This window comes from Azospirillum formosense (assembly GCF_040500525.1).
GTDB lineage: Bacteria > Pseudomonadota > Alphaproteobacteria > Azospirillales > Azospirillaceae > Azospirillum > Azospirillum formosense_A.
In genome coordinates, this window is sequence record NZ_CP159405.1 from 51148 (window position 1) to 65052 (window position 13905).

General features: G+C 70.8%; 13 protein-coding genes. 1 reads left to right on the top strand and 12 read right to left on the bottom strand.

Annotated elements, in window-relative coordinates:
• Positions 1–32: 32 nt before the first annotated feature.
• On the bottom strand, positions 33–998 hold the full coding sequence (pfkB, locus tag ABVN73_RS24505) for a 1-phosphofructokinase (protein WP_353861707.1): 966 nt from the start codon (positions 996–998) through the stop codon (positions 33–35).
• The gene (gene ptsP, locus ABVN73_RS24510; RefSeq protein ID WP_353861708.1) at positions 995–3517 is read right to left on the bottom strand and encodes a phosphoenolpyruvate--protein phosphotransferase; all 2523 of its coding nucleotides are present in this window, start codon (positions 3515–3517) and stop codon (positions 995–997) included. Before ptsP ends, pfkB begins: the two co-directional genes overlap by 4 nt.
• 221 nt (positions 3518–3738) lie before the next feature.
• Between ptsP and ABVN73_RS24515 the strand changes: the two genes are divergently transcribed.
• Complete coding sequence (locus tag ABVN73_RS24515; protein ID WP_353861709.1) at positions 3739–4767, top strand: LacI family DNA-binding transcriptional regulator; 1029 nt, start codon at positions 3739–3741, stop codon at positions 4765–4767.
• Positions 4768–4895: 128 nt separating this feature from the next.
• Here the strand turns inward: ABVN73_RS24515 and ABVN73_RS24520 are convergent, their stop codons facing one another.
• The 10 genes from ABVN73_RS24520 to ABVN73_RS24565 all read right to left on the bottom strand — a co-directional run bounded on the left by ABVN73_RS24520 (position 4896) and on the right by ABVN73_RS24565 (position 13872).
• Entirely contained in the window at positions 4896–5660 is a 765-nt protein-coding gene (locus tag ABVN73_RS24520) for a TetR family transcriptional regulator (RefSeq protein WP_353861710.1), read from the bottom strand.
• A 91-nt stretch (positions 5661–5751) separates the two neighbouring features.
• Positions 5752–6366, bottom strand: a complete 615-nt coding sequence (locus ABVN73_RS24525; protein WP_353861711.1) for an isochorismatase family protein — start codon at positions 6364–6366, stop codon at positions 5752–5754.
• Positions 6363–7409: a 2,5-dihydroxypyridine 5,6-dioxygenase gene (locus ABVN73_RS24530; RefSeq protein ID WP_353861712.1), complete on the bottom strand. Its 1047-nt coding sequence runs from the start codon at positions 7407–7409 to the stop codon at positions 6363–6365. Before ABVN73_RS24530 ends, ABVN73_RS24525 begins: the two co-directional genes overlap by 4 nt.
• A 27-nt stretch (positions 7410–7436) precedes the next feature.
• The gene (locus ABVN73_RS24535) at positions 7437–8252 is read right to left on the bottom strand and encodes an alpha/beta hydrolase (RefSeq protein WP_353861713.1); all 816 of its coding nucleotides are present in this window, start codon (positions 8250–8252) and stop codon (positions 7437–7439) included.
• 14 nt (positions 8253–8266) lie between these two features.
• A complete protein-coding gene (locus ABVN73_RS24540) occupies positions 8267–9022 on the bottom strand; it encodes an Asp/Glu racemase (protein WP_353861714.1) in 756 nt (251 codons plus the stop codon).
• A 135-nt stretch (positions 9023–9157) separates the two neighbouring features.
• On the bottom strand, positions 9158–10369 hold the full coding sequence (locus ABVN73_RS24545) for an FAD-dependent monooxygenase (protein WP_353861715.1): 1212 nt from the start codon (positions 10367–10369) through the stop codon (positions 9158–9160).
• Positions 10370–10468: 99 nt separating this feature from the next.
• Positions 10469–11233 carry an ABC transporter ATP-binding protein gene (locus ABVN73_RS24550; protein ID WP_035682991.1) on the bottom strand — a complete coding sequence of 255 codons (765 nt, stop codon included), beginning with the start codon at positions 11231–11233 and terminating at the stop codon, positions 10469–10471.
• Positions 11230–12030 carry an ABC transporter ATP-binding protein gene (locus ABVN73_RS24555; protein WP_353861716.1) on the bottom strand — a complete coding sequence of 267 codons (801 nt, stop codon included), beginning with the start codon at positions 12028–12030 and terminating at the stop codon, positions 11230–11232. Before ABVN73_RS24555 ends, ABVN73_RS24550 begins: the two co-directional genes overlap by 4 nt.
• Positions 12027–12998, bottom strand: a complete 972-nt coding sequence (locus ABVN73_RS24560) for a branched-chain amino acid ABC transporter permease (RefSeq protein WP_353861717.1) — start codon at positions 12996–12998, stop codon at positions 12027–12029. The genes ABVN73_RS24555 and ABVN73_RS24560 overlap by 4 nt, the downstream gene beginning before the upstream one ends.
• 1 nt (position 12999) lies before the next feature.
• Positions 13000–13872 carry a branched-chain amino acid ABC transporter permease gene (locus ABVN73_RS24565; protein WP_014200179.1) on the bottom strand — a complete coding sequence of 291 codons (873 nt, stop codon included), beginning with the start codon at positions 13870–13872 and terminating at the stop codon, positions 13000–13002.
• Positions 13873–13905 lie beyond the last annotated feature (33 nt).

Sequence of the window (13905 nt, forward strand, 5' to 3'; positions counted from 1 at the left end):
GGTTTCCTCCCGAGCGGTCGCCCGCTCCCCGTTCATTGAAGCGTTGATATCTCGACCTGTCCGGCCAGCGCGCGGACCGCGTCCGCCCCCGGCAGGTTGGGTCCGAAGCAGCCGAGCTTCGCCGTGGCGAAGGCCACGGACAGGCGGGCGGCGTCCTCCAGCGTCCGATCCGCGCCGAAGGCGGCGATCAGCCCCGCCACCATGGCGTCGCCGGCCCCCACCGTGCTCAGCGCGTTGACCGCCGGCAGCCGGGCGTGCAGCGCCGGGCCGTCGGTCACGAACAGCGCGCCGTCCGCCCCCAGCGAGACCACCACGACCGCCACGCCGCTGCGGTGCAGGCCGCGCGCCGCCTCCAGCAGGTCGGCGGTGGCGGGCAGGGGCGTGCCGGCCCAGGCCTCCAGCTCGTGCCGGTTCGGTTTGATGCAGAAGGGCAGGTCCGGGGCGGCCAGCGCCGCCGCCAGCGGCGGGCCGCTGCTGTCCAGCACCACGCGGGCGCCCTGGGCGTGCAGGTCCGTCGTCAGCGTCGCGTAGCTGTCCGCCGGCAACCCGTCCGGCAGGCTTCCCGCCAGCAGGACCGGCGTGCCCGGCAGGACCAGCTCGCGCAAAGTGCGGCGCACGCGGTCGAGCGCGTCGGCGTCGGCGGTCAGGCCGGGCAGGTTGAGGTCGGTGGTGTCGGCGGCGGCGAGGTCGGCGATCTTCACGTTGACCCGCGTCTCGCCGGGCAGCCGGACGAAGCGGTCGGCGATGCCCTTGGCCGTGAACAGCGCTTCGAAGGCCGCGGCGTTGCCGCTGCCCAGCAGACCGGTGGCGACCACCGGCGTCCCCCAGTCGGCGAGGCAGCTCGCCACGTTCACGCCCTTGCCGCCGGCGTTGCGCCGCACGGCGTTTGCCCGATGCACATGGCCGGGGCGCAGCGCCTCCACCGTGATGGTCTGGTCGATGGCCGGGTTCAGCGTGACGGTAACGACGGGCCGGATGTCCTCTTCGAGCGTGCTCATGCAGCACCCCCGTCGAGCGCGCGCACCGCGTCGGCGGTCTCGCAGTCCAGCGCCCGTTGCGCGGCGTCCTTCAAGGCGGACAGGTCGCTGCCGCGCAGCCGGTCCTTCACCGCGGGGATGTCGCGCGGCGTCATCGACAGCTCGCGCACGCCGAGCCCGGTCAGCAGGGCCGCGCCGAACGGGTCGCCGGCGATGCCGCCGCAGACGCCGACCCAGCGGCCGTGCCGCTCCGCCCCCTCCACCGTCAGGCGGATCAGCCGCAGGACGGCGGGGTGCAGGCTGTCGGCCTCTGCCGCCAGTTCGGGGTGCTGGCGGTCGATGGCCAGCGCGTATTGGGTCAGGTCGTTGGTGCCGATGGAGAAGAAATCGACATGGCGGGCCAGGACATCGGCCTGGATGGCCGCCGCCGGCACCTCGACCATGATGCCCAGCGGCACGGCCGGGGCGTCCAGCTCCGTCCGGATGCGCTCGCAGGCGGCGCGCAGGGCCTGCACCTCGCCCAACGCCGTGATCATCGGGAACATGATCGACAGGGCTCCTCCCTCCCTGGCCGCCCGGTAGAGCGCGCGGAGCTGTGTCTCCAGAAGCTCGGGCCTGCGCAGCAGAAGCCGGGCGCCGCGCACGCCGAGGAAGGGGTTCTCCTCGTGGGGAAGCTGGAGGTGCGGCACCTGCTTGTCGCCGCCGATGTCGAGCGCGCGGACGATCAGCGGGCGGCCCTCCAGGGCGGTCAGCATGCCGCGGTAGGTCTCGTACTGCTCGTCCTCGCTCGGGGCGTCGCCGCGCTCCAGGAACAGGAACTCGGTGCGCATCAGACCGACGCTCTCCGCCCCCTGCGAGAGGGCGACCGCCACCTGATCGGGGCGGTTGACGTTGGCGCCGATCTCCATCGCGTGGCCGTCGCGGGTGCGGGCGGGCAGGCCGCGCCGGGCCTCCTCCTCCGCCTTGCGGGCCTCCTCCCGCGCGATCCAGGCGCGGGCGTCGGCGGTGTCGGCCTCGGCGGGGGACAGGTGCAGGCGCCCGCTCTGCCCGTCGAGGATGGCCGGGGTGCCGTTCGCCAGCTCCATCAGCGCCGCGCCGCCCGCCACCATGGCCGGCAGTCCCAGCGTGCGCGCCAGGATGGCGGTGTGGGAGGTCGGGCCGCCCTGCGCGGTCGCCAGCCCGATCACCCGCGCCATGTCCAGCGCCGCCGTGTCGGAGGGTGACAGGTCCTCCGCGATCAGGATGCAGGGGGTGTCGGGCAGGTCCGGCGCGCCGCCGGTGCGCAGCGCCGGGTCGATCCGCGCCAGCACCCGCTGGCCGACATCGCGCAGGTCGGCGGCGCGGGCCGCCAGCACCGGGTTGTCGAGCGCGGCCAGCCCGGCGGCGGTGCGCTCCACCGCCTGATGCCAGGACCAGGCGACGCCGTGACCCTCGACCATCAGCTGGCAGGCCAGTGTCACGAGGTCGGTGTCGTTCAGGATTTCCGCCTGGGCGGTGAAGATCGCCGCTTCGGAAGGCCCGAGCCGCCGGGCGGTGTCGTCGGCCAGCGCCCTCAGATTTTGGCGGGTCAGGCTCAGCGCCTCGTGCAGGCGGTCGCCGCCCTCGATCAGCGGGACCGGCTCGTCGGGCACCGACACCGCGGCGCGCGGCAGCACATGCACCGGCCCGATGGCGAGGCCGGGGCTGGCGGCGATCCCCGGCACGGCGGGCAGCGGATTCGGCGGCGTCCAGCCGCGCGCGGGGGCGCGGGCCTTCTGCGCCGCGGCGGCGTCCGCCTTCTCCCGCGCGGTCAGGCGGGTGATGGTCGCCTTCATGCGGGCCAGCGCCGTCACGGCGTCCTCGCCGTCCGCCGAGACGACCACGCTGTCGCCGGCGCGCAGGCCGAGCTGGAGCAGCGCCACCAGCGCCTTGGCGTCAGCCACCAGATCGCCGTGGCGGACCTGGATGCGGGCGGCCGAGGCGCGCGCCGTCTCCACCCAGGCGGTGGCCGGGCGGGCGTGCAGGCCGGTCGGGTAGTCGACCACCCAGTCGAACCGCTCCGCCAGATCGCTGTCCGGCGTGGCCGGGGCGGCAACGGGCGCGTCCTCGCTGAGGGCGGCGGACAGGGCGGCGGGGTCGGTGACGGTGAACAGGGCGGTCAGCCGCGCCTCGTCCTGCATCAGCCGGGTCAGGCGGCGCAGCACGGCGATGTGGGCGTCGGACTGGGCGGCGATGGCGACCACCAGATGGGCCGTCTGGCCGGAATTCCATGCGATGCCGCCCGGCACCTGGAGAACGGCGATGCCGCTGCGGCGGACCATGCCGCGGTCCTCGACCATGCCATGGGGGATGGCGACGCCGTGGCCGAGAAAGGTGTTCGCCACCGCTTCCCGGCGCAGCATGCTGACGGCGTAGGCCGGATCGATGCAGCCGGCGGCGATCAGAAGCTGGGCGGCCTCGCGGATCGCCTCCTCCTTGCCGGCCGGGCTGGCGTTCAGCCGCAACAGATCGGGCCGCAACAGATCGGTGGGCATGATGGCGGTGTTGGCGTCGGGGGCCATGGCGGGTCCGTCTCCTCCGTTCGGTGTGGCGCCGGGCGGTCTTGGGTGTCGTCCTTGCAGCGCTGTTATTGAAAACGATTACATCCGGCCCTGTCAACGGAGTTTGCATTGAACACGCGGACTCCTTCGGGCAAACTGTGCCGTATGGGGCGGTGGTATGGCCCTAAGGGATGGAAACGATTTCAAAAACGGTTTCACGACGGATCGGTGGCCGGAACATCATGAGCGACAGCGTCAAAGCCACCGGAATCAAGGCGGTCGGAATCAAGGACGTCGCCCGCGAGGCCGGCGTCTCGGTCGCTACGGTGTCGCGGGTGCTGAGCAACGGCCCGGTCAGTGACACGCTGCGCGCGCGGGTGGAGGATGCGGTGCGGGCCACCGGCTACCGTCCGAACCTGTCGGCGCGGCGGCTGCGCTCGCAGCATTCCCAGACCATCGGGCTGATCGTCTCGGACATCCGCAACCCCTTCTTCACCGCGGTCAGCCGCGCGGTGGAGGACGCCGCCTTCCAGGCCGGCATGCGGGTGATCCTGTGCAACACCGACGAGAACCCGGAGCGGGAGGCCATGTACCTGCGGCTGATGCAGGAGGAGCGGGTGACCGGCCTGATCTTCGCGCCGACCCGCGCGACGCTGGCCCAGCTCGACCGGGCCGACCTGGATTTCCCGGTGGTGCTGATCGACCGCAGCGCGCCCGCCGGACGCTTCGATTCGGTGGTGCTGGACAACCCGCAGGCCGCCGCCCTGCTGGTCGACCACCTGCATGGCCAGGGCTACCGCCGGATCGCCGGCCTGTTCGGCAACACCAGCACCACGGCGGTGGAGCGCCACGCCGGCTATCAGGCGGCGCTGGCCGCCCACGGTCTGCACGCGGAGGCCCGCTTCGTCCCGCCGACGGCGGAGGCGGCGGAGGCGGAGATCGCCCGCTGGCTCGCGGAGGCGCGGCGCTCCGGCGCCATGCCGGACGCGGTGATGGTCAGCAACAGCCTGCTGCTTATGGGGGTGGTGAAGGCGACGCGGACGCTGGGGCTGGCGATCCCCGGCGATCTGGCGGTCGCCGGCTTCGACAACGAGCCGTGGACGGAACTGGTCGGCCCCGGCCTGACGGTGATCGAGCAGCCGGTCCACGAGATCGGGCGGGCGGCGATGACGCTGCTGTTCGAGCGGCTCGACGATCCGGAGCGGGCGACGCGCAAGGTGGTGCTGTCGGGGACCTGCGTGGCGCGGGGATCGACGGGTGGGGTGGGGTGAGGGGGGAGTGGTTGCGGCGGTGCCCCTCTCCCGGCCTCCCCCCGCTCCGCAGGGGGAGGAGAAAAAGCCCTCCCCTGCGAAGCGGGGGAGGGTTTGGGTGGGCGCGCACCGCAGCCACTTTCCAAAAACTACCCCCGCTTCCTCCGCCCCGGCGCCCGCACGGGGTCCGGCACCGGGGCCAGCATGCCGGCGCTGACGAAGCTGCTGATCTCCGTGATGATCTCGTCCGGGTCGCCGGGGTTGCAGATGCCCGGCGCCAATTCCTCCAGCCGGTGGGTGTCGGAGAAGGCGTAGAGATAGGCGCCGATCATCAGCGTCATCCGCCAGTAGACGTCGCGCTCCGACAGATGCGGCAGCGCCTCCTTCAGCGCGGCGGCGAAGATGCGGGTCGAGGCGTCGTAGGCCTCGTTGCGCAGCCTGTAGGAAATCTCAGGCGGCTCGGTGTGCAGCCGGGCCTGGAGCCGCATGAAGGTGCGGCCCCCCTCCGTCTCGCGCATGGCGAGCGCCGGCATCAGGAAGGCGTAGACGATGTCGCGCACCGCCGGCGGCGCGGACCCGCGGCGCAGCGCCTCCAGCCGCTCCATGCGCTCGTCGGCGATCTTCCGGCCGCGGCGCAGGAAGACCTCCTCGAACAGCCCGTGCTTGGACCCGAAGTAATAGCTGATGAGGGCCTGGGTCACCTCGGCCCGGTCGGCGACGTTGCGCAGGCTGGTGCCGGCGTAGCCGAGGTTGGCGAACTCCAGCTCCGCCGCGTCCAGGATCTGATCGCGGACGTTGCTGGTGCCCTCCGGACGGCCCGGGCCGGCGCGGCGGCCGCGCGGGGGGCGGCCCCGCGCGGCGCCGCTCTCCGGCACGGTGTCGGCAACGGGCGCGCTGTCCTGGACTTTGCTCATCGGTCGGCTCATCTCACTCCCGGCGGCACTCTTCGGATGGAAAGTCTAACATGGTGCAACGCCCGATCCTCCTTTCAACCCCGACCGCGTCTCACAGGGCGAGAATGCGGTCCGCCGGAACCACGTCGCCGTATTTCTGGCCGATGTCGAACAAGTTGGCCTCGTGCGGCGCCAGGGCGCGGTCGCCGACGCAATCGGCCATGACGACCGGGCGGAAGCCGTGGCACATGGCGTCCACCACGCTGGCCCGCACGCAGCCGCTCGTCGTCGCTCCGGCGATCAAAAGAGTCTCGACGCCGCGCTGTGTCAACCACGGCGCCAGCCCGGTCCCGAAAAAGGCCGAGGGAACCGTCTTGCGCACCACCAGCTCCCCCGCCACCGGAGTCAGCTCCGGCACGATGGCGCTGATGGCGGCGTGCTCCGTCAGGGTCTGCATGCCCGGCACCTTGATGGAGAAGACGTTCCCGTCCGACCCGTCGTCGGCGTAGACGATCCGGCTGTGGGCGACGAACCAGCCGCGCTGCCGGGCCTTTTCCAGCACCTGCGCGGTGCGGGCGATGGCCGGCGCGATGTTGCCGCCGCCGAACACCGCCGGATCGGCGAAGCCGTTGACGAAATCGACGATCAGCAGACCGATCTGGCCCTGGATGCCCAGCGACCGGCCGAAGCCCTGCCGCTCGTAGACGGCCTGTTCCGAAACACTCATGCCAGCTCCTTTCCGGCGAGCAGCTTGCCCTCGCGGACGACGTCGCGCCCGTCCAGGCTGACGGTGCAGTTCCGCATGGGGATGTCGATGTGGCAGGCGGTGGTGCGCGACCCGCCCGCTTCGTTGTTGGGGCCGAGCGAGAAGAGGAAGTTGCCGGCGAAGGCCCGCGCGTCCATGCCCAGCGTCTGTTCCCGGTCGTAGAGGCCGAGCGTCGACCAGCGCGCCCGCGTTTGCGTGCCCCAGCCGATGTGGGAGATGGCGTAGGCCTCCGGGTCGGCGAAGGCGTCCATGTAATCGTTCAGCAGGTCGGCGTCCAAACCGCCGGTGATGGCGGTGACGTAGCCCTTCTCCACCGTCATCTCGATCTGCGAGGTCAGGTAGGACTTCATCGGCAGGAGGATGTCGCCCTTGTCGAGCACGATCCGCCCGCTCGCCTGCCCTTCGTTGGGGAAGGTGAAGCCGAAGCCGCTCGGCCAGTGGTCCCAGCGCCCCGGCTCGTCGACGAAGCCGTATTCCTGCACCGTCGGAAACTCGCCGATGGGCAGGCGCAGGTCAGTGCCGGCGCGCGAGGTGACGTGCATCTCCTTCGCCGCCTTCAGCAGCGCCGTGGCCTCGCCCACGGTCGCCTTGTCCTCCAAGCTGGGCAGCAGGCGGACCAGAACCTCCGGCGGCTCGACGGCAAGGAGAATTTTCGTGCCGCTCTCCAGGATCTCCATCTGCTCCGGCGAGAAGAGGAGGGTCATCAGGTCCAGCACCAGATCGCTTTCCTTCAGCGCGGCCATGGCGGCGCGGTTCCCGGTCAGCGGGGTGGTGCCGAGATAGGCGAGGCTGTCGCGGCTGTGGGCGTGCTCCGCGTTGACCGGCGGCAGGTCCAGCCGGTTGACCCGCGCCCCCAGGGTGGAGGCGGCGATCAGGGCGGTGCGCAGGGTCTGCGGGTGGGTGCCGTCGCTGGTCAGGACGGTGACCACCTCCTGCGGCTTCAGCTTCGACAGGGTCAGAACATGGGTCCAGGCGCGGACCATATCGGCGTCACTGACGGGCATGATGCGTGTCCCTTTCCGGATGGACGGTCAGACGGCGGTGCCGAGGAACGTGCCGAAGGCGCGGTAGAAGCCCTCTTCGTCGTCCCAGGGGATCATGTGGCCGGCCCCCTCGACGCGGGTGACGGCCAGCTCGGGCTGGAGCCGGCGGAGCTCCGCCTCCTCCTCGGGCCGGATCACGTCGCCGCGTCCGGCGGCGATCAGCAGGGCCGGGCAGGGGATGCGCGGGAAGTCGGCGTGGATGTCGTCGGTCTGGAAATCGTTGAAGGCGGTGACGATGGCCCGCTCGTCGCAGGTGTGCAGCCATTCGGCGCGCAGGCGGAGCTGGTCCTCCGTCCAGGTCGGGCAGAAGGGCCGCATCGCCTCCAGGTCGGCGCCCTCGCGCATCAGGCGGATGGAATCCACGTACCAGGGAAGCTGCGCGGGGTAGGGACGGCGGCCCGGCCCGGAGACCGGCGGATCGACCATGACCAGCCGCGCCGGGGCGGCGCCGTGGCGGCTGACCGCGCGCAGGCCGATGCGCGCGCCCATGGAGTGACCGACCAGCGCGTAGTCGCGCAGACCCAGCGCCGCGGCAAAGGCCGTCACGTCGGCGGACATGGCGTCCAGCCCGTAGTCGAGCGCGTCCGACGCCTCCGACAGGCCGCGCCCCCGCACGTCGAGCACGTAGGTGTCGAAGTTGCGCCCGAAGCGCTCCGCCACGAAGCCCCAGGTGACGGCGGGGCTGGTGATGCCCGGAACGATCACCACGGGGCGGGTTTTTCCCTCGCCGCCGTAGCGCAGGTAATGCTGGCGGATGCCGTTGGCGCGGACGTTCGCGCCGTAGCGGTAGGTGCTGCTGGTCATGGCATAACCCCCGCTCAGTAAGCGCCGGAGAGCAGAGCGCCGGCCCCCGGAACGCGCGCCGGCAGGCCCAGCGCCTTCAGCTTGGCGTAGGTGGTGGCGACGGCGGCGCTCAGCACCGGCTTGCCGGTCATCGCCTCGACCTGCGCGATGGCGGGCAGCGACGGCATCTGGACGCAGGCCGACAGGACCACGGCGTCCACCCCGGCGGTGTCCATGCCCGCGACGATCGCCGGCAGGCGGGACGGGTCGTGGCGCCCGACCTCCAGATTGTCGGGGATCTCCAGAGCGCGCCAATCGGCGACCTGCACGCCCTCATGCTCGATGTAATCGACGACCAACTGAGCCAGCGGCTTCATGTAGGGAGCGACCAGCGCGATGCGCTTGGCTCCCAGAACATGCAGCCCGTCGACGAGCGCGCCCGCGCTGGTGATGACCGGGGCGGCCCCGCCATTCTCCACGGTGCGCCCGTGCAGCCGCTCCTGCGAGACGCGGTGGTAGCCCTTGCCCATGCTCATGATGGCGACGAGACAGGCGTAGCCCAGCACGTCGACGCGGGCGTCCGACAGCTCCAGCGCGCAGCGGTCGGACTCGGCGTCCATGGCGGCGAGCTCCTCCTTCTTCACCGTCTTCATGCGCATGCGGCTGGAATGGAAGGTGAAGCGGGTGCCGTGCGCCAGCGCGTGGGCGGTCAGCATCGCCGGGATTTCCGTCTCCATGGTCGTGTTGGAGCTGGGGACGATCTGGCCGATGCGATAGGTCTTGTTGGTCATGGTCGGTCCTTGAGGAAGTCTTCTTGCGGCTGGCCCCCACCCCGGCCCTCCCCCGCTCTCGCGGGAGAGGGTGCCTTCTGCGAAGCGGCGGCAGTTCCCTCCACCTCGCAGAGGGGGAGGGTTAGGGAGGGGGCATCACGCGACGAGGCGCGGCTTGTCGGAGAGGTTCGGGCGGAAGGCGCGGGCGTCGTACTGGTAGACCCAGTTGGCCTGGATGCCGGTGGCCTGCGGGTTGAACAGCCCGCGCAGCCAGTACATGAAGTCGCGCTTCGCCTGGGCCAGCGGGGAGGGCAGGTGGTAGGTCCGCCCGCGCTCCCGCGCCTCCAGCTGGACGCGGCTGGTGCGGGGAAGCCGCTCCGCCTCGTAGTCGCGCAGCGCCGAGGCCACGTCGCTGCCGTGCCCCTTCAGGGACTCGGCCAGCACATGGGCGTCCTCGATCGCCATGGCGGCCCCCTGCGAGAGGAAGGGCAGCATGGGGTGCGCGGCGTCGCCCATCAGCGTGATGCGGCCCTTCGACCAGCTTGTCATCGGGTCGCGGTCGAACAGGCCCCATTTGTAGACCTGGTCCACCTTGCTGAAGAGAGTCTCGACGTTGCGGTGCCAGCCGCGGAAGGCGCCGAGCATCTCCTCCTTGCTGCTGGGGGCGTTCCAGGACTCCTCGACCCACTCCTTGGTCTCGGCGACGGCCACGATGTTCACGGCGTTGCCGCCGCGCACGTAGTAGGTCACGACGTGGCTGTGCGGCCCGAACCAGAAGGAGGCGTCGGGGCTGACGTAGTCCACCACCCCGCCGGTCGGCACCACGGCGCGGTAGCACATGTGGCCGGTGAAGCGCGGCGCCTCCGGCCCGAACAGGGCGGAGCGCACGACGGAGCGCACGCCGTCGGCGCCGACGATCAGGTCGGCCTCGTACTCGCTGCCGTCGCTGAAGCTGGCGACCGCCGTGCTCTTGTCCTGGCGCACGCCGGTGCAGCTCACCCCGAAATTGGCGACGCTCTCCGGGACCAGCGAGGCCAGGATGGCGTGCAGGTCGGCGCGGTGGATGTGGATGAAGGGCGCGTCGTAGAGCACCGGGCAGGTCTCGATCAGCGGCGTGCGGAAGCTCTCCCGCCCGCTGTGCCAGTTGCGCCCGACCAGCGACTGCGGCAGGAAGCCGGCGGCCAGCATCTGGTCGAGCAGCCCCAGCGACTTGATGACCTTCACCGCGTTCGGCGTCATCTGGATGCCGGCGCCGATCTCGCCGAAGCCCGGCGCCCGCTCGAACAGGCGGACCTCGAAGCCGCGCTGGAGCAGGCTGCCGGCCAGCGCGACGCCTCCGATGCCGCCGCCGACGATGCCAATTCGCATGTTGGTTCGCACTCTTGCCTCCTGAAGGACGGCGACCGAGAATTGTTCGGTCGTTCGTTTAATTATTCGTGACACGGCCTTTCGCCGTCGCTGTGGCCCTCAGCCGCCCAGATAGGCGCGCAGCAGGTCGGGGTCGCCGCGCAGCTCCGCCGAGGGGCGGCTGGCGGTGATGCGGCCCGTCTTGACCACATAGGCCCGGCTGGCGACGCCCAGCGCGTTGTGGATGTTCTGCTCGACCAGCAGGACGGTCACGCCGTGGGCGTTGACGGAGCGCACCACGTCGAACACCTCGTCGGCCATCTTCGGGCTGAGGCCGAGGCTGGGCTCGTCCAGCATCAGCAGCCGCGGCTCCGACATCAGCGCGCGGGCGATGGCGAGCATCTGCTGTTCGCCGCCGCTGAGCGTGCCGGCCATCTGGCGCGACCGCTCGCGCAGCCGGGGGAAGCGGTGGAAGGCCATGCCGATGCGCCGCTGCACCTCCTCGCGCGAGCGGCAGAGATAGGCGCCGAGCGCGATGTTCTCCTGCACCGTCATGTTCGGCCAGACGTGCCGTTCCTCCGGGCAGTGGGCGATGCCGGCGGCGACGATGCGGTCGGCGGGCAGGTTCGCGATGGACTTGCCGTTCCAGGTGATGGTGCCGGAGCGCGCCTTCAGCAGGCCGGAAATGGCGCGCAGGATGGTGCTCTTGCCCGCACCGTTGGCGCCGATCAGGGCCACCGTCTCGCCGGCCCGCACGTCCAGCGACACGCCGTGCAGTGCCGCGGTGGAGCCGTAGGCGACGTGCAAGCCCTCGACGGCGAGGACCGGCGCGTCGGCCGCCTGCGCAATGGCGGAAGGCGAGGGGGATTCGGAGAGCAGCGTCATGCGGCGGCCTTTCCGAGATAGGCTTCGGCGACCTGCCGGTTTTCAATGATCTCGGCCGGCCGGCCCTCGGCCAGCTTGCGGCCGAAGTTGAGGACGACGATCCGGTCGGACACCGACATGACCAGATCCATGTTGTGCTCCACGATCAGCAGCGCGTCGATGCTGCGCCCGATCAGCGTCTTCAGAACGGCGCCGAAGGTCCCGGCCTCGTGGCTGTTCAGCCCGGCGGCGGGTTCGTCGAGCATCAGCAGGCTGGGCTTGGCGGCCAGCGCCACCGCGACCTCCAGCAGGCGCAGTTCGCCGCAGGACAGCAGATGCGCCGGGGCGTTCATGCGCTGGGCGAGGCCCATGGTCTCGACGATGGCCGCGGCGCTCTCCCGCGCCTCGCGCTCGGCGCGGCGCACCGCCTCGCCGGGGAAGAAGGTGGCGAGGAGGGATTGCCGGCTCGCCATGTAATGGCCGGTCAGCACATTCTCGAAGACCGTCAGCCGCTTCATGACGTTGGTCTTCTGGAAGCTGCGCACGAGGCCGAGCCGGGCGATGGCGTGGGGCTTGCGGTTGGTGATGTCCTGCCCCTTGAAGCGGACCCGCCCATTGCTCGGCGCGTAGAAGCCGGTCAGCATGTTGAAGCAGGTCGTCTTGCCGGCGCCGTTGGGGCCGATCAGGCCGACGATCTCGCCGGGCTCGATGTGGAAGCTGAAGTCCTTCACCGCCGTGATGCCGCCGAAGGTCATGGTCAGGTCGTCGGCGCGCAGCAGCGGCTGCCGGTTGATGGTCGGCTCGGTTGTCGCCGTCATACGGTGCGCTCCTTCGCGGCGTTGAGGGTCGGCTTGGCGGCCTGCTGCTCGCGGCGCAGGGCGATGAAGCCCATCAGGCCGTTGGGCAGGAACAGGACGATGGCCATGACGATCAGCCCGAACAGGGTGAGGCGGAGTTCCTGCACCTCGCGCAGATATTCCTCCAGCACGGTCACGATCACCGCGCCGGCCAGGGGGCCGATCAGCGTGCCCTTGCCGCCCAGAAGAACCATGATGATCATCGTCGCCATGAAGGCGAAGCGGAACACCTCCGGCCCGACGAAGGAGATGTAGTGGGCGTAGAAGCCACCGGCCAAGCCGGCCAGGAAGGCGCCCAGCACGAAGGCCTGCATGGCCGTGCCGAAGGGATCGACGCCGATGGACTGCGCGACGTAGCGGTTCTCGCGCACCGCCACCGCCGCCCGGCCGGCGTTCGAATAGACGAAGCGGTAGGAGAGGTAGAGCGCCACCGCGGCGATGCCCAGCACGATCAGGAAGAAGCCCGCCTTGTCGGTGACGGCCACGTCCCCGAAAAGGGTCTGGCCGACGCCCGCCAGACCCATCGGGCCGTTGGTCACCGCGATCCAGTTGTTGGCGACGATGCGCAGCACCTCGGCGAAGGACAGGGTGACGATCACGAAATAGGGGCCTTGCAGGCGCAGCGTGATCGCCCCGATGGCGAAGCCGAAGACGGCGGAGACCAGCCCGGCCAGAGGGATCGTCACCCACATCGGCATCCCGGCCTGGGTGGACAGCAGCGCCGCCGTGTAGGCCCCGGTGCCGAGGAAGGCGGTGTGGCCCAGCGAGAACTCGCCGACATAGCCGACCACCAGATTGAGGCTGCTCGCCAGCACCGCGTAGAACAGCGCCATGATGGCGAGGTGCAGGATGTACTGGTCCGACACCGCGAAGGGCAGAAGCGCCGCCCCCGCCAGAAAGGCCAGGAGGATGTTGCGTTCCAGGGTCATGTCAGGCCCTTTCCGTGCGGATCGAGAACAGGCCCTGGGGCCGGAACAGCAGGATCAGGATGACCAGGACGAAGCCGATCACGTCCACCATGCCCATGGAGACGTAGCCGCCCCACATCGCCTCGGCGACGCCCAGCAGCAGGCCCCCGGCGATGGCGCCCGCGAAGCTGCCCATGCCGCCGAGGATCACCACGACGAAGCTCTTCAGGCTGATGAGCCCGCCGACCGACGCCTGGGCGGAGTAGATGGAGGCCAGCAGCATCCCCGACAGGGCGGCCAGCGTGCAGCCCAGCGCGAAGGTGGCGGCGTAGACGTGGCCGGTGCGGATGCCGGCGAGGCTGGCCGCCATCGGGTCCTGGAAGGTGGCGCGCATCGCCGCCCCCAGCCGGGTCCGGCGGATCAGCAGATGGGCGCCGACGATCAGGGCGATGCCCACCGCCACGGCCAGCAGGCGCAGCTTGGTCACCGCGATCGGGCCGAAGAACAGCGGCCCTTCGGCCACGGCACCGGCCACCTTCATGGGCGCCGGGCCGACCAGCAGGAGCGTGCCGTTGACCAGGAAGATCGACAGGCCGATGGTCAGCAGGATGCCCGGCTCCTCACCCTGGCCGCGCACCCGCTCGATCAGGAAACGGTCGACCAGCCAGCCGACGGCGGCCATGAAGGCGGCGACCACGATCAGGCCGCTGAAGAAGTCGAGACCCAGGTAATTGGTGACGAACCAGCCGCTGACCCCGCCCAGCATGTAGAATTCGCCATGGGCGAAGTTGACCACGCGCATCAGGCCGAAGATCAGCGTCAGGCCGAGGGCGGAGAGCGCGTAGAACACGCCCATCACCAGCCCGTTGGCCAGGAACTGCGGAAAGAGATCCATGACGTTCTCGCAAAAGCAGGCCCGCACAAACGG

Coding starts and splice junctions, on each gene's coding strand:
- pfkB (WP_353861707.1), bottom strand. CDS start 998: ATGAGCACGCTCGAAGAGGACATCCGGCCCGTCGTTACCGTCACGCTG.
- ptsP (WP_353861708.1), bottom strand. CDS start 3,517: ATGGCCCCCGACGCCAACACCGCCATCATGCCCACCGATCTGTTGCGG.
- ABVN73_RS24515 (WP_353861709.1), top strand. CDS start 3,739: ATGAGCGACAGCGTCAAAGCCACCGGAATCAAGGCGGTCGGAATCAAG.
- ABVN73_RS24520 (WP_353861710.1), bottom strand. CDS start 5,660: ATGAGCAAAGTCCAGGACAGCGCGCCCGTTGCCGACACCGTGCCGGAG.
- ABVN73_RS24525 (WP_353861711.1), bottom strand. CDS start 6,366: ATGAGTGTTTCGGAACAGGCCGTCTACGAGCGGCAGGGCTTCGGCCGG.
- ABVN73_RS24530 (WP_353861712.1), bottom strand. CDS start 7,409: ATGCCCGTCAGTGACGCCGATATGGTCCGCGCCTGGACCCATGTTCTG.
- ABVN73_RS24535 (WP_353861713.1), bottom strand. CDS start 8,252: ATGACCAGCAGCACCTACCGCTACGGCGCGAACGTCCGCGCCAACGGC.
- ABVN73_RS24540 (WP_353861714.1), bottom strand. CDS start 9,022: ATGACCAACAAGACCTATCGCATCGGCCAGATCGTCCCCAGCTCCAAC.
- ABVN73_RS24545 (WP_353861715.1), bottom strand. CDS start 10,369: ATGCGAATTGGCATCGTCGGCGGCGGCATCGGAGGCGTCGCGCTGGCC.
- ABVN73_RS24550 (WP_035682991.1), bottom strand. CDS start 11,233: ATGACGCTGCTCTCCGAATCCCCCTCGCCTTCCGCCATTGCGCAGGCG.
- ABVN73_RS24555 (WP_353861716.1), bottom strand. CDS start 12,030: ATGACGGCGACAACCGAGCCGACCATCAACCGGCAGCCGCTGCTGCGC.
- ABVN73_RS24560 (WP_353861717.1), bottom strand. CDS start 12,998: ATGACCCTGGAACGCAACATCCTCCTGGCCTTTCTGGCGGGGGCGGCG.
- ABVN73_RS24565 (WP_014200179.1), bottom strand. CDS start 13,872: ATGGATCTCTTTCCGCAGTTCCTGGCCAACGGGCTGGTGATGGGCGTG.